Source organism: Sphaerotilus sp. (assembly GCF_034519685.1).
GTDB lineage: Bacteria > Pseudomonadota > Gammaproteobacteria > Burkholderiales > Burkholderiaceae_C > Sphaerotilus.
In genome coordinates this window covers 1,422,783-1,443,523 of record NZ_JAXHOF010000006.1, presented here as the reverse complement: position 1 = coordinate 1,443,523, position 20,741 = coordinate 1,422,783, and the positions used below count along the sequence as shown (strand labels likewise).

The 20,741-nt window shown below is 68.9% G+C and carries 15 protein-coding genes; 6 read left to right on the top strand and 9 right to left on the bottom strand.

Features of this window, described 5'->3' with window-relative positions:
* Nucleotides 1-23: 23 nt before the first annotated feature.
* Nucleotides 24-956 carry a glycosyltransferase family 2 protein gene (locus U5O44_RS17715; protein ID WP_322589721.1) on the top strand — a complete coding sequence of 311 codons (933 nt, stop codon included), beginning with the start codon at nucleotides 24-26 and terminating at the stop codon, nucleotides 954-956.
* Between the two features lie 48 nt (nucleotides 957-1,004).
* On the opposite strand, the gene U5O44_RS17710 is transcribed toward U5O44_RS17715, so the two are convergent.
* From U5O44_RS17710 to U5O44_RS17695, 4 genes are read right to left on the bottom strand one after another with little or no spacing between them, the layout of a single operon-like run.
* On the bottom strand, nucleotides 1,005-2,213 hold the full coding sequence (locus tag U5O44_RS17710) for an NAD-dependent epimerase/dehydratase family protein (protein WP_322589720.1): 1,209 nt from the start codon (nucleotides 2,211-2,213) through the stop codon (nucleotides 1,005-1,007).
* Nucleotides 2,214-2,251: 38 nt separating this feature from the next.
* Nucleotides 2,252-3,427: a DegT/DnrJ/EryC1/StrS family aminotransferase gene (locus U5O44_RS17705; protein ID WP_322589719.1), complete on the bottom strand. Its 1,176-nt coding sequence runs from the start codon at nucleotides 3,425-3,427 to the stop codon at nucleotides 2,252-2,254.
* Nucleotides 3,408-4,235, bottom strand: a complete 828-nt coding sequence (locus tag U5O44_RS17700) for a WecB/TagA/CpsF family glycosyltransferase (protein WP_322589718.1) — start codon at nucleotides 4,233-4,235, stop codon at nucleotides 3,408-3,410. The genes U5O44_RS17705 and U5O44_RS17700 overlap by 20 nt, the downstream gene beginning before the upstream one ends.
* Nucleotides 4,236-4,238: 3 nt before the next feature.
* Nucleotides 4,239-5,045 carry a WecB/TagA/CpsF family glycosyltransferase gene (locus tag U5O44_RS17695; protein ID WP_322589717.1) on the bottom strand — a complete coding sequence of 269 codons (807 nt, stop codon included), beginning with the start codon at nucleotides 5,043-5,045 and terminating at the stop codon, nucleotides 4,239-4,241.
* 238 nt (nucleotides 5,046-5,283) lie between these two features.
* Between U5O44_RS17695 and U5O44_RS17690 the strand changes: the two genes are divergently transcribed.
* Nucleotides 5,284-6,966 carry a S8 family peptidase gene (locus U5O44_RS17690; RefSeq protein WP_322589716.1) on the top strand — a complete coding sequence of 561 codons (1,683 nt, stop codon included), beginning with the start codon at nucleotides 5,284-5,286 and terminating at the stop codon, nucleotides 6,964-6,966.
* An 18-nt stretch (nucleotides 6,967-6,984) separates the two neighbouring features.
* On the opposite strand, the gene U5O44_RS17685 is transcribed toward U5O44_RS17690, so the two are convergent.
* The 5 genes from U5O44_RS17685 to U5O44_RS17665 are packed head-to-tail and all read right to left on the bottom strand — an operon-like array spanning nucleotide 6,985 to nucleotide 13,417.
* On the bottom strand, nucleotides 6,985-7,239 hold the full coding sequence (locus U5O44_RS17685) for a formate dehydrogenase subunit delta (RefSeq protein WP_322589715.1): 255 nt from the start codon (nucleotides 7,237-7,239) through the stop codon (nucleotides 6,985-6,987).
* On the bottom strand, nucleotides 7,236-10,196 hold the full coding sequence (gene fdhF / locus U5O44_RS17680; RefSeq protein ID WP_322589714.1) for a formate dehydrogenase subunit alpha: 2,961 nt from the start codon (nucleotides 10,194-10,196) through the stop codon (nucleotides 7,236-7,238). The genes U5O44_RS17685 and fdhF overlap by 4 nt, the downstream gene beginning before the upstream one ends.
* A gap of 16 nt (nucleotides 10,197-10,212) precedes the next feature.
* The gene (locus U5O44_RS17675; protein WP_322589713.1) at nucleotides 10,213-11,895 is read right to left on the bottom strand and encodes an NADH-ubiquinone oxidoreductase-F iron-sulfur binding region domain-containing protein; all 1,683 of its coding nucleotides are present in this window, start codon (nucleotides 11,893-11,895) and stop codon (nucleotides 10,213-10,215) included.
* Nucleotides 11,892-12,374 carry an NAD(P)H-dependent oxidoreductase subunit E gene (locus U5O44_RS17670; RefSeq protein ID WP_322589712.1) on the bottom strand — a complete coding sequence of 161 codons (483 nt, stop codon included), beginning with the start codon at nucleotides 12,372-12,374 and terminating at the stop codon, nucleotides 11,892-11,894. The genes U5O44_RS17675 and U5O44_RS17670 overlap by 4 nt, the downstream gene beginning before the upstream one ends.
* A gap of 35 nt (nucleotides 12,375-12,409) precedes the next feature.
* Nucleotides 12,410-13,417, bottom strand: coding sequence for a LysR family transcriptional regulator (locus U5O44_RS17665; protein WP_322589711.1), 1,008 nt, complete (start codon nucleotides 13,415-13,417; stop codon nucleotides 12,410-12,412).
* A gap of 184 nt (nucleotides 13,418-13,601) precedes the next feature.
* On the opposite strand from U5O44_RS17665, the gene U5O44_RS17660 reads away from it, so the two are divergent.
* The 4 genes from U5O44_RS17660 to U5O44_RS17645 all read left to right on the top strand — a co-directional run bounded on the left by U5O44_RS17660 (nucleotide 13,602) and on the right by U5O44_RS17645 (nucleotide 20,733).
* Nucleotides 13,602-16,274: a S8 family serine peptidase gene (locus U5O44_RS17660; protein ID WP_322589710.1), complete on the top strand. Its 2,673-nt coding sequence runs from the start codon at nucleotides 13,602-13,604 to the stop codon at nucleotides 16,272-16,274.
* A gap of 94 nt (nucleotides 16,275-16,368) precedes the next feature.
* Nucleotides 16,369-16,941 carry a hypothetical protein gene (locus U5O44_RS17655; RefSeq protein WP_322589709.1) on the top strand — a complete coding sequence of 191 codons (573 nt, stop codon included), beginning with the start codon at nucleotides 16,369-16,371 and terminating at the stop codon, nucleotides 16,939-16,941.
* A gap of 136 nt (nucleotides 16,942-17,077) precedes the next feature.
* On the top strand, nucleotides 17,078-19,294 hold the full coding sequence (locus tag U5O44_RS17650; RefSeq protein WP_322589708.1) for a DUF1800 family protein: 2,217 nt from the start codon (nucleotides 17,078-17,080) through the stop codon (nucleotides 19,292-19,294).
* An 8-nt stretch (nucleotides 19,295-19,302) separates the two neighbouring features.
* Nucleotides 19,303-20,733 carry a DUF1501 domain-containing protein gene (locus U5O44_RS17645; RefSeq protein ID WP_322589707.1) on the top strand — a complete coding sequence of 477 codons (1,431 nt, stop codon included), beginning with the start codon at nucleotides 19,303-19,305 and terminating at the stop codon, nucleotides 20,731-20,733.
* Nucleotides 20,734-20,741 lie beyond the last annotated feature (8 nt).

Below are 20,741 nucleotides of genomic sequence, written 5' to 3'. Positions count from 1 at the left end.
GGCTGACAGCGGTCTCGAATTTCATGCCCATGGCACCTCATACTCGCCTGATCTCCGTTTGCATCTGTACTTTCAGACGACCGGACGGACTGCGACGTGCACTGGAATCCGCGTTTGCGTTGCAGATTCCGTCCGGCTGCACCCTTGAACTGCTGGTCGTCGACAATGACGCATCCGGCTCTGCCTCGACCGTGGTGGATTCATTCCGCGCGTTCACCACCGAAATACGGTCTCTTCGCTATGTCAACGAACCGACACCCGGCGTGAGTCACGCCCGCAACAGATGTCTGGAGAGTGCGGCGGGAGAGATGCTGGCTTTCTTCGACGACGACGAGTTTGTCAAGCCGGACTGGCTTGTCGAACTGCTGGCGTGCACGGACCGGACACAGGCGGATGCCGTGTTTGGTCCGGTTCTGCCTTCGTTCGAGATCCCCCCGACACCCTGGGCGCTCGCGTCTGGTGTCCATGACCGGCAGCGATTTCCATCGGGCACGGTCTTGCCATGGCGCGAAGCACGCACCGGCAACGTGGCGCTACGCCGCAGCATGCTGGCAGGAGGGCATCGCTTTTCCACCGAGTTCGCGCGCACAGGCGGAGAGGACAGCCTGTTTTTCGCCACAGCGCAGTCTCAAGGCAGGAAACTGGTCTGGTGTGACGAGGCCATCGTCCATGAGTCGGTTCCTGCCCAGCGCATGGAACCGACCTGGATCCTGCACAGGGCGTTCATGGGCGGACGCACTTACGTTCGACTGGAGGCCCGTCTCGGCCACCGATTGCCCTACACCACATTTGCTCTGCGCGGATTGGTGGCATCGGTGGTGTCACTGGCCACCGTCGCCGCACTGTATCTGCGGGGAGATGCACGGCATGTGCGGCATCTGTGCCGACTTTACGGCCATCTCGGGAAAATCATGGCGCGCTTTTACTCGTACGGCCCGTACGCCGGTGACGCCTGATGTCCAGTCAACATGGCGCCGGAACGTGCTCGGCAGAGCAAGCCGAGTTCACTGCAAGGTGAGACTGCCACCGAAACGCGGCCACACTGGTGCTGGCCGACTGAACCCGGCGGTGCGCTCGATCGCCGCCCTCGCCTCCCGGCCTTGGGCCAGCACTTCATGGATCCAGCGCATCGTGCGCACCTCCGCCGACTCGCCCAGGACCCCGGGATCCAGTGCGTCGATCAGCTCTCGCACCCCTGCCTGCAAACCAACTTCAGGTTGAAAACCCAGCAGTTCCTGGGCCTTGCGGTAGCTGGGCCGGTGGTGGTGGAGATCCGGAGTTCCGCCTTCCGGCAAGGTCAGTACCGCGCCACCCAGTGCACCACGCACCACCTCGGCCACTGCGCTGGCATTGACCGAATGGTGGCTGATGTTGAAGATCTGCCGACTCACCGCCGGGATCGGAGCGTGCAGTGCGGCCAGGATGCCTGACACGGCATCGCTCAGGTGCAGGTGCCCGCGACATTGCACGCCGTGGTTGTCCAGTGTGATCCGGCCCAGCCGTATTGCACTGAGCACCATGGCATGGACCATCAGATCCAGGCGCATCCGCGACCCGCTGCCATGGACCAGACCGAGCCGCAGGACCAAGGGGGCGAATCCCTCACGGGCCAGCGGCAGCACGGCCGCCTCCGCCATCAGACAGTGCTGGGCCTGGTGCGTGAGCGGACGCACCGGCGAGGTTTCCGTCGATTCCACATCGGCCGTGTGGCCGTAGACGCTGCAACTGCTGATGAGCAGATAGCGAGGCACCCCACAACTGCGTGCGAGTTGCGCCAGGCGCACCTGTGCGCGGTGATTGACTGCGTCCGCACCGATGGGATCCGACTCCGCCGCCAGTTCACTGGACAGCCCCGCCAGATCGACAACCGCCTGCATCCCGGTGAGGTGCCCTCGGTGCAACGCACGGGTATCGAGCGGGCGGATGTGCAGTCGGTTGTGCTGACGCAGATCGGCCAGACCCTGGTCCCCGAAACTCATGTTGTCGACGGCCGTGACGCGGTGACCGCGCGCCAGCAAAGCCCGCACCAATGCCGACCCGATATAGCCAGCGGCACCAGTGACCAGAATGTGCTGAGGTCGGTCCATGTCTTGAGGTAGGCAGCGAAGCGGGGCGGAGCACCAGACACCGGTGGGCATCAGCCGGAGGTCGGTTGCGATGAACAACCCGAACACTGTGCCGCGTTGGTCATGGCTTGCAGCCCCCCGGAACACGGGTTGTTTCCATTTCCCGGGCCAAGGCGAGAACTATTTCAGCTGACCACGGACTTGCGCGACAAGGTGTTGCGAATCACCTCGATCACATGGTGCACATCGCTGTCCTGCACGCCCTGGTGGATCGGCAGACACAGGCCTTCGCCGTACAGCGTGTCGCAGATCGGAAGGTCCACAGGGTCGATCAGCCCCTTGAGACAGGGCTGGCGGTGCAGCGGGTAGAACATGGAGCGGGTCTGCACGCCCGCCAGTTCCAGCGCATCGCGCAGTTCCGGCATGCGCGGACACAGGATCGGAAAACGAAACGGGATGAACTCCGAGTTCGGGTCCACCTTCATGAACCGCAGTTGCTCCAGGCCGGTCAGCCCTTCCTGGAACAGGGCGTAGCGGCGCAGCCGGTCGGCCTTCACCTGGGGGAGTCGGGCCATCTGCGACTGCCCGACAGCGCATTGCAAGTCGGTGACACGAAAGTTCATGCCCAGCGTTTCGTGCACGAACGAACCACTCGATTCACGTCCCTGGTTGCGCAACAGGCTGATGCGCCGCGCCAGCATCTGCTCACGCGACAGCACGGCAGCCCCCTCGCCCATCGTGATGGTCTTGTCCGCGAAGAAGGAGATGACCCCGACATCACCGAAGGTGCCCGCATGCTGGCCGCGGTAACGCACGCCGCAGGCCTGCGCCGCGTCCTCGATGACCACCAGACCGTGGCGTCGGCCCACGGCGGCGATCTCCGCCGCGTAGGCGGCCTGGCCATAGATGTGCACCGGCATCAGTGCCGACGTGCGGGGCGTGATGGCGCGCTCGAAGGCCTCGGGCCGCGCGGTGAAGGTATTCGGGTCCACGTCGATCAGGACGGGCTTGAGTCCCGCGAACACCGCCGCACTCGCGGACGCCATGAAGGTGAACCCCGGGATGATGATTTCGCTGCCACGGGGCAGGTCCAGCGCCAGCAGGGCCAGAAACAGGCCGAGCGTGCCGTTGGGGGCCAGCGCGATGTGGTTGGATCCTGTCAGCTGACTCAGGCTCTGCCGGAAGGCGGAAGCAGCAGGCCCTTCTGTCAGCCAGTTCCGCTCGATACAGGCGTTGAGTGCCTCGAGTTCCGATCGGCCAAGCCATGGCTCGACTTGCTGAATTCGCTGGAACTGCATGTTTTTAAACCCCTTTTGTCGACGTTTGCGTTCAGGAGAAAGCTTAATCGCAGCGGGGGCCATCCCGGTGCCTGCGGACCTGTGCATGCCGTGCAAACTGCCTCACGGCACCCACCACAAACAGGGTGTTGTGGACGAGGTAGCGCCTCCAGAGCCGACGCGGCTCCTGTGTCAGGCGAAACAGCCACTCGAAACCATGGTCGCGCATCCAGGCCGGCGCTCGGGCGACAGTGCCTGCATGGAAATCGATGCCCGCCCCGATGCCCAGCATCACCGCCTGGATCCGACCGCGGTGCTCGAACATCCAGCGGTCTTCCTTGGGACAGCCAAGTCCCGTCATCACCAGATGCGCACCCGAGGCATGGATCCGCGCGATGTCGGCAGCATCCTCTTCCGGGCTGAGCGGGCGGAACGGAGGCGAGTGCAGCCCGACAATGCGCAGTGCCGGATAGCGCAGGCTCAACGCAGCCTTCAAGGCGGCCAGCGTCTGATCGGTCGTGCCATAGACATAGACCCCCAGACCGCGTGACTCGGCCTCGACGAGCAGCCGCGTCATCAGGTCCGGCCCGTTGATGCGCTCCTGCTGCGGATGGCCCAATCGGCGCAACATGGCGGCCACCGGCCACCCGTCCGGCGTGACCATGTCGGCATTCGCGATGTGGTGGCCATGCTGCACATCGCGGGTGGCGCACACGATCGAATGGGCATCGCAGATGGAGACATAACGCGACTCGCGCCGCTCCGCCCAGTCGCAGATGCGCTCGACGGCGGTCGTCCAGTCCAGCACGTCGACGAGTACGCCGAGCACCTCCGCGCGCTGACGCGGCGCAAGACGCGCCTGCGCGGCTTCGGACGACCCCGGCGTCACCATGCGTCAGCGGCGCATCAGCTGCTTGACAGCCTGCACCAGGAACTGGGTGTTGGTGACCAGGTAGCGGGGGCCGAGTCGGCGCGGCTCGGACCAGAAGCGGTGCAGCCACTCCAGTCCATGGCGCTGCATCCACAACGGTGCGCGCTGCAAGGTACCCGCGTGGTAGTCAAAGGCGGCCCCCACCCCCACCATCACGGCCTGCACCTGCCCGCGGTGCGCGGCCATCCAGCGCTCCTGTTTCGGACAACCCAGACTGACCCAGACCGTTCCGGCCCCTGACGCATTGATCCGCCGCACCACATCGGCATCCTCTTCCGGCGTCAGGACGCGGAACGGGGGCGAGTAGCTGCCCGCGATCTGCAGGGCGGGGAAATCCTTGCGCAGACGCTGCTGGAGCAAGTCCAGCGTCTGCGGGGTGTTGCCGTACAGGAAGATGCGCTCGTCACGCTGTGCGGCCATGGCGCAGTAGCGGAGCATCAGATCGGGACCGTTGATGCGCGTCTGGTCGCGAAACCCCAGGCGGCGCATCATCCAGGCGACCGGCGCACCATCCGGTGTGGCCATGTCGGCCTGTTCGATCACGTCGTGGAAATCCGGATCCTGCTGGGCCGTGACGACGGAATGCACATTGCAGATGCAGACATAGCGGCTCTCGCGCCGCTGCGCCCAGCGGCTGATTTCCGCGCAGGTCTCGTCCCAGGAAATCGCATCGATGGGGGCGCCGACCACACTGACCAACCTGCGCACCCCGGCCGATGTCGGCAGATTCGCAGAGGGTATCGCGCTGGAGAAGTCTGGCCGATGGAGCATGGTCTGGGAGAAGTGAGGGCCTGAATAGTAAGCGGGGCCGTCGGCCGAAATTTCGGGAACCTGAGCGCCAAGGCGTCCGGCGCACGATATGTACGCGCACGATTTCACGCATGCATGGCCCTGCGCATCAAAATGAAAAGACCGGGTTTCACTTTCTTTTGCAGCGATCGACAACCCCTTGGACACCCCAGCTGGCACGCCACAGGCCACTACCGGTACCCCAACGGACAAATCGACCATGCAACAAGCCCGAACACTGCGCCGGCCGGCGACGATCGTCGCCACCGCCCTCCTGCTGGTGTCATGTGGTGGCGCAGACGATGGCAGCGCACCAGACACCGCCGATTCGACGCCCCTGGAACTGGAAGCCCCCAACACTGCCGCCGAGCGACAGGCCCTGGAGGCCGTTCAACCTGGTCCAGCTGCCGAGAACGTGCATGTCATCGTGACGCTCAATGCGGCGGTCGTGGCCGAGCACACACAGGCACGCGCCCGCGCACTCGGTGCCGATTCACCTCGGGCACAGGCGGAGCGCGGCGTACAGGCGCTGACGGCACGCCTGATGGGCGCCTCGACCTCTGCGCGCGCCCACCGTGTCTTCGCCCATGCCCTGCCAGGATTCGCCGCCACAGTCCCGGCCCAGGACGCCGCGGACTTCCTGCAGCGGCTGCAGAACGATCCCGCCGTCGTGCGCATCGAACACGACCGCATCGCCACCACCCACATCACGCCCGTGGTGCGCACCCGGACGCTGAACCAGCAGACCTGGGGTCTCGACCGCATCGACCAGCTGAAGCTGCCGCTGAACGACATGTTCCGCAACAGCCTGGACGGCAGCGGCGTGCATGTCTACATCGTCGACACCGGCATCGATCCACACCAGGACTTCGGCACCCGCCTGGCACAGCAGGGCTACAGCGTCATTCAGGACAGATACGGCACCCGGGACTGCAACGGACATGGCACCCACGTCGCCGGCACGGCGGCCGGCACGACAGCCGGTGTGGCCCCGGGAGCCACGCTGGTGCCCGTGCGGGTGCTGAACTGCAACGGCAGCGGCAGCCTCAGCGGCGTCATCCAGGGTCTGGACTGGATCCTGGCCAACGGCAAGCGACCAGCAGTGGTCAACATGAGTCTGGGGAGCGCGGCATCCCCGGCCGTCGACGAGGCGGTGGCCCGCCTGGCCAATGCCGGGTTCACCATGGTCGTGTCCGCGGGCAACAGCAACACCGACGCCTGCAGCGCCTCCCCGGCGCGTGCGCCCAGTGCGCTGACCGTGGCTGCCACCACGCCCAACGACGCCCGCGCAAGCTTCTCGAACTTCGGCCGATGCGTGGACCTGTTTGCCCCCGGAAGCGCGATCCGGTCCGCTTCGCACACCGATCCGAACGGCTGGTCGTTCAAGAGCGGCACCTCGATGTCCGCACCGCATGTCGCCGGTGCAGCGGCCTTGCTGCTGCAGCAGCGGCCGAAACTCACCGCCGCACAGGTGAGCAGCCAGATGCTCTACCAGGCAAGCACCGCCGTGGTCACCGACCCCCGAGGCTCGCCCAACAAGCTGCTGTTCGCGGGCGCCGGCCGGCTGATCAACTTCCCGACGCCCTGGGACGTGCACATCGCCCAGCTCAGTCCGCTCGGCAAGGCCGTGACGCGCAGCACCTGGAGCGCCGGGGTCACCATCACCGTGCACAACGAAGACGGACTGCCGCAGAAGAGCGTGAAGGTGACCGGCCAGTTCTCGAACCGGACCAACCTCGTGGCCTGCACGACCAGTGCCACCGGCACCTGCGTGCTGCGCAGCGTCAACCTGCCGCTCAGCACGGCCGGGCTGACCTTTGCGGTGACTCAACTCAGTGGCACGGCCATGACCTACAGGGCTGGCGACAACCTGCGCAGCAGTGTCGCCATCGCACGCCCCTAACCACCGCAGAGCGCCCGGTCAGGGCTCCGGCATCAGCAGCGCCCGACGTGCCTTGACTGTGGCCAGCACCAGCTCGCTCAGCCCGGCCCCGGCAGCAGGGCCGTCGAGATGGGCGTACAGCTGGCGCCGCATCCGCGGCTCCCAGAACTTGCGGATGTGGCTGGCGACACCCTCGATCGCCTCCTCGCGGTCTGGGAAAACGGCAAAGAACTCGCCGATGCGGTTCGCCAGCCGCACGACGGTCTGGTCGGGACCATGGCTGTGCGCGGTCATCGCGTGGCCTCCGGCTGCACAGGGCTGGCCTGGGCGAGCAGGGCTTCCTGCGTCTGGCTGAACTCGGCAAAGCCGCGCTGCCACGCGCTCATCGGACGGAGCTGCGTGACCCGGCTGACCTGCACCGCCGTCACCTTGTACTCGGGGCAGTTGGTCGCCCAGTCGCTCGAATCCGTGGTGATGACGTTGGCGCCGGACTCGGGGAAATGGAAGGTCGTGTAGACCACACCCGGCTGCACCCGCTCGGTCACGTCCGCCCGCAGCACCGTCTCGCCCGCCCGGCTGGCGATGCCGACCCAGTCGCCGTCCTGCACGCCGCGCTCCTCGGCGTCATGCGGGTGGATCTCCAGCCGGTCCTCCTCGTGCCAGCGGCTGTTCTCGGTGCGGCGGGTCTGTGCGCCGACGTTGTACTGGCTCAGCACGCGCCCGGTGGTCAGGATCAGCGGGAAGCGCCGCGTCACCTTCTCCTCGCTCGCCACGTACTGCGTCGGCAGGAAGCGGCCCTTGCCGCGCACGAAGCCGCCGACGTGCATGATCGACGTGCCGGCCTCGTCGGTGGTCTCGTTGCACGGCCACTGCACGCTGCCGAGTCGCTCGATCTTCTCGAAGCTCACGCCGGCGAAGCTGGGGGTGAGCGCCGCGATCTCGTCCATGATCTGCGACGGATGCGTGTAGTGCATCGGGTAGCCGAGCGCGTTGGCAAACGCCTGCGTCACCTCCCAGTCCGCCTTGCCCGACAGCGGCGGCATCACCTGGCGCACCCGGCTGATGCGGCGCTCGGCGTTGGTGAAGGTGCCGTCCTTCTCCAGGAACGAGGCGCCCGGCAGGAAGACGTGCGCGTACTTGGCGGTCTCGTTCAGGAAGATGTCCTGCACGACGACACATTCCATCGCCGAGAGCGCCGCCGCGACATGCTGCGTGTTCGGATCGGACTGCGCCGGGTCTTCGCCCTGCACGTAGAGCGCCTTGAAGCTGCCGTCGAGCGCGGCGTCCAGCATGTTCGGGATGCGCAGCCCCGGCTCCGGGTTCAGCGTCACGCCCCAGGCGGCGTCGAACTGGGCGCGCACCGTCGTGTCGCTGATGTGGCGATAGCCGGGCAGCTCGTGCGGGAAGCTGCCCATGTCGCAGGAGCCCTGCACGTTGTTCTGCCCACGCAGCGGGTTCACGCCCACGCCTTCGCGCCCGACCATGCCGCAGGCCATCGCGAGGTTGGCGATGCCGATCACCATCGTCGAGCCCTGGGCGTGCTCGGTGACGCCGAGGCCGTAGAAGATCGCGCTGTTGCCGCCGCGTCCGCCGCCCGCGTAGAGCCGCGCCGCGCCGCGCACGACCTCGGCTGGCACGCCGCTGACCTCGGCCATCGCCTCGGGCGAGTTCTCCGGCTTCGACACGAACTCGCGCCATTGCTGGAAGCTCTTCGGGTCGCAGCGTTCGGCCACATACGCCTCGTTCACCAGTCCTTCGGTGACGACGACATGCGCCAGCGCGGTGATGACGGCGACGTTGGTGCCGGGTTTCAGTTGCAGGTGGTGGTCGGCCTTGACGTGCGGCGCGTCCACGAGGTCGATGCGGCGCGGATCGACGACGATCAGACGCGCGCCCTGGCGCAGCCGCTTCTTGAGACGCGAAGCAAACACCGGGTGGCCTTCGCTCGGGTTCGCGCCGATGACCATGACCACGTCGGTGTGCTCGACCGACTTGAAGGTCTGCGTGCCGGCGGAGGTGCCGTAGGTCTGGCCGAGGCCGTAGCCGGTCGGGCTGTGGCAGACGCGGGCGCAGGTGTCGACGTTGTTCGTCCCGAACGCAGCGCGGATCAGCTTCTGCACGAGGTAGGTTTCCTCATTGGTGCAGCGGCTCGACGTGATGCCGCCGACCGCATCCCGGCCGTAGGTACCCTGGATGCGGCGGAACTCGCCGGCCGCGTGCGCCAGCGCCTCGTCCCAGCTCACCTCGCGCCACGGGTCGGTGATCTTGTCGCGCACCATCGGCTTGGTCAGGCGGTCCTTGTGCGTCGCGTAGCCCCAGGCGAAACGGCCCTTGATGCAGCTATGTCCTTCGTTGGCCTTGCCGTCCTTCCACGGCGTCATGCGCACGACCTGCGTGCCCTTCATCTCGGCCTTGAAGCTGCAGCCGACGCCGCAGTAGGCGCAGGTGGTGATGACGCTGTGCTCGGGCTGGCCCAGCTCGATCACGCTCTTCTCGGTCAGCGTCGCGGTCGGGCAGGCCTGCACGCAGGCGCCGCAGGAGACGCACTCGCTCTGCATGAACGGCTCGTCCATGCCCGGCGACACACGCGACTCGAAGCCGCGGCCCGAGATGGTCAGCGCGAACGTGCCCTGCACCTCCTCGCAGGCGCGCACGCAGCGGTTGCAGACGATGCACTTCGACGGGTCGTAGGTGAAATACGGGTTCGATTCGTCCTTGGCGTGGGCGAGGTGCAGGTGGTGGCGGCCGGTGATGCCCGCCACCGGCGTCTCGCCGACGCCGTAGCGCACGTTGCGCAGGCCGACCACGCCGGCCATGTCCTGCAGCTCGCAGTCGCCATTGGCCGCGCAGGTCAGGCAGTCGAGCGGGTGGTCGCTGATGTACAGCTCCATCACGCCCTTGCGCAGCTTCTGCAGCGTCGGGCTCTGGGTGCGCACGTTCATGCCGGCTTCGGCGGGCGTGGTGCAGGACGCGGGCGTGCCGCGCCGGCCGTCGATCTCCACCAGACACAGCCGGCACGAGCCGAACGGCTCCAGCGCATCGGTCGCGCAGAGCTTGGGCACCTGGATGCCGGCGTCCACGGCGGCACGCATCAGCGAGGTGCCCTTGGGGACCGTGACCTCGAAGCCGTCGATGGTCAGCGTGACCGGCTCGGCGTCGGCGCCGAGGCGGCTGACGGGGGTGCCGAAGTCGATTTCCTGGACCTTGAGCGCCTTGATCGGGATGATCGGATGAGGATGCGGGTGGTTCATCAATGTCTCCTTCGCCTCACAGACCGAAGTCCGCCGGGTAGTGGTTCAGCGCCGACAGCACCGGGAACGGCGTCATGCCGCCCATCGCGCACAGGCTGCCGCCGACCATCGTCTCGCACAGGTCGCGCAGCAGCGTCACCTGCTGCTCGCGGACCACGGGTTTGTCGCGGTTCAGCGTGATGCGGTCGATCACCTCGACGCCGCGTGTCGAGCCGATGCGGCACGGCGTGCATTTCCCGCACGACTCCAGCGCACAGAACTCCATCGCGTAGCGCGCCAGCCCCGCCATGTCGGCGGTGTCGTCGTGGACCACCAGCCCGCCGTGGCCGACCACGGCGCCGATGGCGGCATAGGCTTCGTAGTCGAGCGGCACGTCCCACTGCGACTCGGGCACGTAGGTGCCGAGCGGCCCGCCGACCTGCACGGCCTTCACCGGCCGGCCCGAGGCGGTGCCGCCGCCGAAGTCGAACAGCAGCTCGCGCAAAGTCAGCCCGAAGGCCCGCTCGACCAGCCCGCCCCGCTGCACGTTGCCGGCGATCTGGAACGGCAGCGTGCCCGTGGAGCGCCCGACGCCGTAGCCCCGGTAGAACTCGGCCCCTTGCGCCAAGATGGTCGGCACGGCGGCAAAGGTCAGCACGTTGTTGATGACGGTCGGCTGGCCGAACAAGCCTTCGAGCGCCGGCAGCGGCGGCTTGGCGCGCACGATGCCGCGCTTGCCCTCCAGGCTCTCCAGCATCGCGGTTTCCTCGCCGCAGACGTAGGAGCCGGCGCCCATGCGCACGTGCAGGTGGAAGGCCCGGCCCGAGCCGCACACGTCGTCGCCGATCCAGCCCGCGGCCGTCGCGCGCGCCACCGCCTCGGTCAGCGTGGCGACCGCGTGCGGGTACTCGGAGCGCACGTAGACATAGCCCTCGGTCGCCCCCACCGCCAGCGCGGCGATCGCCATGCCTTCGATGAGCAGGTAGGGGTCGCCTTCCATCAGCATCCGGTCAGCGAAGGTGCCGGAGTCGCCCTCGTCGGCGTTGCAGACGACGTATTTGCACGCCCCCGCCGACGCCGCCGCGCCCGCGACCGTCTTCCATTTGATGCCCGCCGGAAACGCCGCCCCGCCGCGTCCCCGCAGGCCGGAGCGGGTCACCTCGTCCACGATGGCCGCGCCGTCCCGCGCTGCGGCCGCCTGCAGCCCCGCCCAGCCGCCGTGGGCCGCGTAGTCGCCCAGCGACAGCGGATCGGTCACGCCGACGCGGGCGAAGGTCAGGCGCTGCTGCTTGGCCAGGTAGGGGATCTGCTCGGTCAGGCCGTGGCGACGCGGGGAGCCCCCACCCCAGCCCTCCCCCGCTGGGGGAGGGAGCAAGACCGGCTCACCCTGGGCCAACCTTGGCTCTTGTGCTCTTTCTCCTCCCCCCAGCGGGGGGAGGCCGGGAGGGGGGCCTCCGGCGTCAGCCGCCTCCGCGACAAGCGCCGGCCACAGCGCCGCCACGTCCTCCGGCGCCACCGGCCCGTAAGCGACCCGGCCTGCGGGCGTGGCCACCTCGACCAGCGTCTCAAGCCACAGCAGACCGCGCGAGCCGTTGCGCACCAGGTTCAGCGCCACGCCATGCGCCAGCGCCTGGGCGTGCAGCGCGTCGGCCACCGCGTCGGCGCCGACGGCCAGTGCCGCGCTGTCGCGGGGAACGTACAGGGTCAATGTGGTGCTCATGCGCCTTCTCCCTGGGCGAGCAGTGCGTCCAGCTTGGCCGGTGTCATCCGCGCGTGCAGCCGCTCGCCGACCATCACGGCCGGCGACTGCGCGCACAGGCCGAGGCAGTACGCCGCTTCGAGCGTGTCACAGCCAGCCGCGTCGATCGCCGTACGCGCGTGCGCCATCAATGCCTCGGCGCCCATCGCGCGGCACGCCTCGGCACGGCACACCTGCACGACCCGACCGCGTGGCGGCGTCGTGCGGAAGTGGTGGTAATAGGTGACGACGCCGTGGACCTCGGCGCGCGACAGGCTCAACGCCCGCGCGATCACCGGCAGCGCCGCGGGTGGAATGAAGCCCAGCGTGTCCTGCACACCGTGCAGCACCGGCAGCAGCGCACCGGGCAGCGCCGCGCGCTCGGCCAGCACGGCGTCCACCGCCTGCTGCTGGGACGCCGTCAATGGAAGGGTCGAGGGAAGGTCGAGGGTGGCGGTCATGCCGCACTATCGCCCCACCCTTCGCCCCTGTCCAATCACGTGTTCGAACCGCCCGATACAGCGGTTGAATGATGCGCCGCAGCATCCGCCGGCCCGACCACCCCGCGCCACCAGGGCGCCTCGCTCGCCAGCGTCGTCGCCGCCTGCTGCGCCAGTGACAGCCGCCCGCCCTGCGGCAGCAGCAGCCCCATCACCACCCTCAGGTCCGGCTCGACCAGCGGCACCAGCTCCAGCGCCGGGTACTGCCGCGCCAGCTCGGCCAGCACGCCGGGCATCACGCTGCACAGCCCGCCGCCCGCCCCACCCGCGGCCCCACCGCCCTCGCCGTCCAGCACCGCCAGCATCAGCGTCAGCACCGAGTTCGTCTCGATCACCGGCCGCACCACCGCCCCCGCCTGCGCAAACGCCTCGTCCACGATGTGGCGGTTGTGCATCTCGCGGGTCAGCATGCACAGGTCGAGCCGCGCCGCGTCCGCCCAGCGCATCGGCTCGACCGGCGCCTCGGGGTCCGTGCCCGGCGCGCGGCGGCGCAGCAGCACATAGCGCTCGCCGTAGGTCGCCACCACCTGCGCCTTGACGGCGCGGGCGCGGGCGCGGTCGGCGTAGCCGAGCGCGAGGTCGAACGAGAGCTGCTCCAGCCCGGTCTCGATCTCGGCCGAACTCAGCGAGCGCACCGAGGGCCGGATGCCCGGGTGGCGCTCGCGCAGCCGCGCCGCCAGCCGCGCCACCACCGGCACCGCCGTCGGCACGCAGGCGATCACCAGCGGCCCGCCCGGGTCGGCGACCGAGGCGCTCAGCTCCTGGCGCAACGCCTCGCGCTCGTGGAGCATCCGGTGCGCGCTGGCGAGCACACGCTCGCCCTCCGGCGTCAGCCCCTCGTACTGGCGCCCGCGGCGCACCACCGTCACGCCGAACTCCTGCTCCAGAGCGCGCACCGCGTTGGAGAGCGCCGGCTGCGTGATGTGGCACGCCTCGGCGGCACGGCCGAAGTGGCGGTGCTGGGCAAGTGCCGCGAGGTAGCGCATGGCGTCGAGCAGGTTCATGGTCACAACTGTAGCCGTGGAACCGTGCAAAACCGCACTGGCCATGCGCCGGCCCTCCAGCGCCATTCGCTATGATTTTCTGCGCAATACGTCACATTTTTCGACACAACTAGACACATTCTGGAAGCATGGCATGGGAATCAGGGGCACCGCCCGATGGGCATGGACCACAGGACTGGCCGCCGTGTGCGCGGCACTGGCCGCCTGCGGCGGCAGTGGCGGGACCGACGCCCCGGACGTCGACCTCGCCGGCCCCGGCTACCGGCTGTCGGGCACGCTGTCGGTGCCGGCCGGGGCGGCAGTGGACAGTGACCTCAACGATGTCCAGCAGCTCGGTCGCACCCGCAACGACACCCTGGCCACGGCGCAGGCGCTGACCGCGCCCGTGTTGCTGACCGGCAGCATCAACCGCCCCCGCACCGGCCCGAACGGTGCCAACCATGCCGAGGGCGACACGACCGACACATTCGTGCTGGATCTGGCACGCGGCGATCTGGTCGAGCTGGCCTTTGCACCCGGACCGGACACCGGGTCCGCAGACCTGGACCTCTACGTCGCCTCGGCCGACGGCCTGCTGACCGGGGCCTCCGACCGCAGCGACACCCCGCATGAATGTGTGCAGATCACGGAGCCGGGACGCTATTACCTGAAGGTCGAGGCCTTCCAGCGGGCCGCCGTCTACACGCTGCGCGCCGGGCCAGCCGCCACGGTCACCACCGGCTGTGTCGCCACCACGGCACGCACCACCTTCGACCCCGGAGAACTGGTCGCCCAGCGCCTCGATGCCGGACAGCCGCTCAGCGCCCGCGCACTGGCGCAGACGCAGGCACTGTCGCTGGCCCGCCGCGCCGGCGCCCTGCCCAGCGCAGCCGCCACCGCGGACGCCGCCCATGGGCCCATCCTGGTCACCCTGCCGGCGAAGGCCGCCGAGCGCCGCCGCGGCCTGGCGCTGCTGGCCGGGGATCCGGTCGGCCTCTCCACCACCATTGGCACATCCGCGAGCGCCCTGGCCGCCACCCACGACCTGGCGACACTGGGCGACATCGACGCCCGGCTCGACACCCTGCGCTACGCCAAGGCACTGCTGGCCACCGGCGCCTATGCCTACGTCGAGCCCAACTGGCGACTGGAGACCTCGGCCACAGTCGGCCTCTTCCCGCCCGACGACCTGCATTACGGCGAACAGCGCTGGCAGCATGCGCTGATCGAGCTGCCCGCGGCCATGCAGCGCATCCAGGCCCTGCCGATCCAGCCGGCGCGGCGTCCGGTCATCGCGGTGATCGACACCGGCGTGATGCTGGACCACCCGGACCTGCAGCCACAGCTCGTCTCGCACGGGCGGACGTTCCTCACCGACCGGGTGCCCGGCGACCGCAACCAGGCCAGTGGGGACGACCAGCGCCTGGCCGAAGACAAGGCCATCTCGCATGGCACCCATGTCGCCGGCACGGCCGCCGCCGCCACCTTCAACGGCCTCGGTGTGGCCGGCGTGGCGCCGATGGCGCGGCTGATGCCACTGAACGTGTTCGGACGCAACGGGTCGGCCAAGTCGATCGACATCCTGCAGGCCATGCTGTACGCGGCAGGTCTCGACAACAGCGCCGGCGTGCTGCCTGCGCGGCGGGCCGATGTGCTCAATCTCAGCATGGGCAGCCCGGGGCCCTGTGGCGTCGCCTTCCAGGACACCATCAACCGGGTGCGCGCGGCTGGCACGCTGGTCGTGGCCGCCGCGGGCAGCAAGGCCGACAACGCGGCAGGACAGGCCGCCGACGTGCAGCAGCCGGCCAACTGTGCGGGGGTCATCGCCGTGGGCGCCGTCCGCTCGGACCGGCAGCTTTCGCCCTACGCCAACACCGGCGCGGCCCTCACCGCCACCGCGCCGGGCGGGGATCTCGGCCCGGACGATGTCAGCCGCGGCTTCAGCGAGGGCATCTTCAGCACCCTGGTCAACTTCACCGGCGACGGCCAGCGGGTGGCCGGTGTCGGACCGCAGCAGGGCAGCTCGATGGCGGCGCCGCAGGTCAGTGGCGTGCTGGCCCTGATGCGCTACCTCGATCCGGAGCTGTCGGTGCAGGCGGTGGACACGCTGTTCGCCAGCGGCCAGCTCACCGACGACCTCGGCCCCACGGGCCGGGACAGCGCCCACGGCTGGGGGCTGATCAACGCCCGCAAGGCGGTCGAAGCCGTGCTGGCCCCCCAGGCGGTGGCGGACAGCGTCGCCTCGGGTGCCGTCACGCTGGGCATCCGCCCGGCTCGGCTGGACCTCGGCAGTCTGCGCAGCACGGCCACGCTCGACCTCATCGTGACCGCCGGCAAGCGGTCCGCGGCCACGGACACGGTGGTCAGCATGCGCAGCAGCAGCCCGGCCATCACGCTGCGCACCGGCACCGCCGACGCCAGCACCAGCCTGCACCGCACGCAGGTCGAGATCGACCGGCGCCTGCTGCCCGTCGATGGCACGCACAGCCTGTCCATCACGCTGACCTTGCGCAGTGGCGCCGAGCTGACCGTGCCCGTGACCCTCGACCGCCCCGCCGGCAGCGCCAGCAGCGGCGCCGGCTGGGGCCCCGTCCATGTCACGCTGCGCGATCCGGACACCGGCCGCGTGCTGCACACCCTGGTGGCCCACGCCTCGCAGGGGCGCTACCAATGGCAGGTCGACGGCTACCGACGCGCGCGGGTCTCGGTGAGCGCGGGCACCGACCCGGACAACGATGGAGTGGTCTGCGGGCCGGGCGAAGGGTGCGGCACACCGGCTCCAGCCGATGCCGCAGCCCGTGCAGACCGCGCCGTGGCACTGGCAGGCGACCGGCACGATCTGGATCTGTCGCTGGCGCTCGTGCCCTGGCGGCGCTGAACGGCTTGCTTAGCCAGACGGGTTTCCCCTGAGGAGCGCGTGTGGAATCTCGGTATATTTGCCGCACCGTTCCCTCACCCGCCCGCGGGAGTCCATGAACCACACGTCAGCGCAGTCCCTCCTCCACCCCACGCGATGTTCGCAGCCGGTCCGCCGGCTGGCGTTCGTGCTGCTGGCAGCGGTGGCGTTCAGCACGGCGGACGTGTCCGCCCAGGGCCTGCAGACGACCCGCAGCACGGAAGCCGACACCCCGCCACCGTCCAGGTCGCGCGCAGCCCCCACCACGCTGCGTGTCATCTCGACCCGCAGCCACATGCAATGTCCGCTGCCCGGCAAGAACAGCCGGGTGCTGAGCATCGACTCGCCCAGCGAGTGGGAGGACACCATCGAGCACCAGGATGAACGCACCGCGCTGGGCCGCAAGGTGCGCTGGTCCAAGGAGCGGGTGCTCGTCTACGCGCTGGACGCCAAGCCGCATGCGGGCATCCGGCTGGAGTCACCGTCTCGGGTGATCCGGATCTCGCAGGGCATCCTGTACTGGCCGGTCCGGCAGGTGCTGCCGGAAACGCGGACGGAGAAAGCCACGGTGCTGACCCGGCCCTGCGTGATGACCACGATCGACCGGGCCTACTGGCACCGCATCAGGATCGTGCCAACGAGACCCTGAAACTGAGGGGTAAACATCCCCTTTCCGCGGGGATGGAGCCACCGGACCGAGGTTAGAACTGAAACACCGTGCGATTCTCGCCCGGCTGCGATGTGTCGCCTCCGTTTCGGAGCGGCCGCCCTAACCCGATACCACGATGGCTTCCTGTCTGTCCCTGCGTCCGCGCTGTGCCCTGGCTGCACTTGTACCGGCTCTGCTGGCCGCCTGCGGCGGCGGCGAACCCGCGTCCTTGACCGAGGAGCTGACCCTGCCTCCGACGGCTTCCGCGCTGGCCGCCGCACCCAGTCCCGTCCGCACGCTGCGCACCGTGCCCAGCGCCAGCGCCAGCCCCAGCACCGGACTGACAGTGCGCGCCAGGGGCAGCCTGTTCGACGGCGTCGGACCCGTCATGGTCGTGCGCATCAACCAGCAGGTGATCGGCACGGTCGAGGTCACGAACACCACGACATGGGCCGACTTCCGCTTCAGCGCTCCGGCACTGGTGGCCGGTGACAAGGTGGATGTCGTGTTCACCAACGACATGGCTGCTGGCGGCGTCGACCGCAACCTCTTCATTGCCTCGGTGGGCGATGACGCGACCGTGGTGCTGCCGTCCACCGTCGGTGCCGTGATCGACCGGGGAACCGGCAACGCGGCCTTCGACGGCAAGGATCTGCTGTCCGGCCACCCCACGCTGGCCAACAATGGCGCGCTGCGGCTGACCTGGCCTGCGCGGAGCAAGCTGTCCGCTGCAGCACTGGTGCGGCGCCAGGCCGCCGCCCGCCTGCTGCTGCAGGCCAGCTTCGGCCCCACCCCCGCGGCACTGGATGCGCTTTCGGCCACGACGGACGCAGCCTGGATCGCCGCCCAGATCGCGATGCCCGTCACCAACGACCATGTCGATGCGGTGCAGGCCCGCTACGACCTCGGCGCGGACTACCGCCCGGGCGGCACCCGATACGATCCCTACGTGGTGGGCAACACGTTCTGGCGCACCACGCCGTTCGCCCTCGACCAGCTGCGCAAGCGCACCGCATTCGCGCTGCACCACATCTTCATGGTGTCGCAGCAGGACACGAATCTCTGGTACCACAGCCGCGCCTATGCCCACTACCTGGACCTGCTGAACCGCCACGCCTTCGGCAATTTCCGGACCTTGCTCGAAGAGATGGCGCTGAGCCCGGCGATGGGCATCTACCTCTCGCACCTGCGCAACCGCAAGGAAGACCTGTCGATCAACCGCCAGCCCGACGAGAACTTCGCCCGGGAGCTGATGCAGCTGTTCACCATCGGTCTGCAGGAGCTGAACCCGGACGGCAGCCTCAAGCTCGACAGCGCCCGGCAGCCGATCGAGACCTACCGCAATGCCGACGTCATGGCGATGGCCAAGGTCTTCACCGGCTACACCTGGGGCTTCCCGGATGGCCAGATGACCAGCGACAAGTTCGGCTGGCTGGAGCCGGACTACAGCGCCGCCGGCGACCAGCGGATCGACCTGCAGCGCATGAAGCCGCTCGCCGACCAGCATTCGGTGGTCGAGAAGAGGCTCTTCGTCGGCAAGCCGTGGGCCGTGACGCTGCCCGCCGGCTCGACTGCACAGGCCGATGTCAAGGCGGCCCTCGACACGCTGTTCCAGCACCCGAATGTCGGACCGTTCATCGGGCGCCAGCTCATCCAGCAACTGGTCACGAGCCAGCCGAGTGCGGCCTATGTGGGCCGCGTGACCGCGGTCTTCAACAACAACGGCAGAGGCGTGCGAGGTGACCTGGGCTCGGTGGTCCGGGCCATCCTGCTGGACCCGGAAGCGCGCAGGGCGCCCGCCGTCACCAGCCCGTCCGGCAAGCTGCGCGAACCGCTGCTCGGGCTTGTCCACTGGATGCGCACCTTCAACGCCGTCTCGGTCAATGGCCAGTACCACATGGGCTGGCAGGTGAATCCGGTGGGCCAGACACCATACCGGGCCCCATCGGTGTTCGGTTACTACCGCCCTGGCTATGTGCCACCGGTGGCCAGCTTTGCCACACGCCAGGCCACGGCTCCGGAATTCCAGATCCTCGACGAGAACACCGTGGCGGGCTGGACCAATCTGGCCAGCGCGATGGGCGGCGGTGGCCTGGGCTGGATCGGCCATGCGCCGGAGCTGCCGGGCAACTACAGCGCACTGCATGGGCTACTGGTCAGCGGTGGTGTCGGCGCCCTGCTGGACGAGATCAACTTGCTGCTGCTCGGGGGGCACATGTCGGCCGAACTGCGCCAGCACCTGACAGACGCCGTGGTGAGCGTCGCAGACGGCAGCGCACGCGGCCACGCCGACCGTGTGCGTCTGGCGGTCTTCCTGACACTGGCCTCACCCGAATTCCGCATCCAACGCTGATCTGCACCATGAACGCCTCGCGCCGACACTTCCTGCGCCAGTCCTGCGGACTGGCCACCACCGCAACCCCCCTGCTGCCCGGCTTCAACACCCCGCTGGCCATGGGCCTGGCCAGCATCGGCGCCCTCGCCGCAGGTCAGGCCGCTGCCGCCGACACCAGTGGCTACCGCGCCCTGGTCTGTCTCTATCTGGCGGGTGGCAACGACGCCCACAACTGGGTCGTGCCGACGGATACGGCCAGCTACCTGGACTACTCCCGCACCCGCGGTGCCCTGGCCTGGCCGGCGGTGAAGCTGCAGGCGCTCAGCAGCGCGGGTCAGGCGTCGGGCCGGACCTTCGGCATGCCGCTGGAGCTTGCGCCGATGCACAAATGGTACGAAGCCGGCAAGCTGGCGGTGCTGTCGAACGTCGGTTCGCTGGTGCGCCCGCTGACCCGGACCGAGTACCTCGCTGGAGGCTCTGCACTGCCACCGAAGCTCTATTCGCACAACGACCAGACCTCGTTCTGGCAGTCGCTCGCACCAGAGGGCGCCGCCTCCGGCTGGGGTGGGCGCATGGGCGATCTGCTGCAATCCGCCAATGCCCACCCGGCGCTCACGGGCGTGTCCGCCTGCGGCAATGCCGTGTTCCTGACCGGCAACACCGTGCAGCAATTCCAGATTGGCGAGTCCGGCCCGGTCCGCATCGAGGCCCTGGACCGCGCGCAGAGCATGGGATCGACCCAGACGGCTGCGCTGCTGCGCAAGGTGATCCTGTCCAGCGGAGCCAATCCGCTGCAGGCCGAGTACGCACGCATCACCCAGCGCTCGCTCGACACCACGGCCCTGCTGACCTCGGCCCTGTCGAGCGCCGGGATCCCGGCCCTGCCCACAGGCACGGTCACGCTGCCGTCCGGCGCCACGCTGCGGCTGGACCAGGACGGGCTAGCCCGGCAGCTGCGCATGGTCGCGCAGATGATCGCGGCCGGCTCCGGCCTGGGCATGCGGCGCCAGGTGTTCATGGTGTCCCTGGGCGGCTTCGACACCCACGCGAACCAGCTGCGCGATCAGCCCATGCTCATGGCCCGTGTGGCCAACAGCGTGGACTGGTTCCTCTCGGTGCTGCAGGGCGGGGGTCTGCTCGACCGCACCACGCTGTTCACCGCCAGCGACTTCGGCCGCACCCTCACCAGCAATGGCCAAGGCAGTGACCACGGCTGGGGCGCGCACCACTTCATCGCGGGCGGCGCCGTGAAAGGCCGCAAGATCTACGGCCAGTTCCCCATCACCGCACTGGGCACCACCACGGAAGTCGACAACGGCCGCCTGTTGCCAACCACGTCGGTGACCCAGTACGCCGCCACCCTCGGCCGCTGGATGGGACTGAGCCGCAGCGAGCTGGGGCTGGTGCTGCCCACCCTGAGCAACTTCTCGGCCACCGACCTGGGGTTTCTGGCCTGACAGGATCG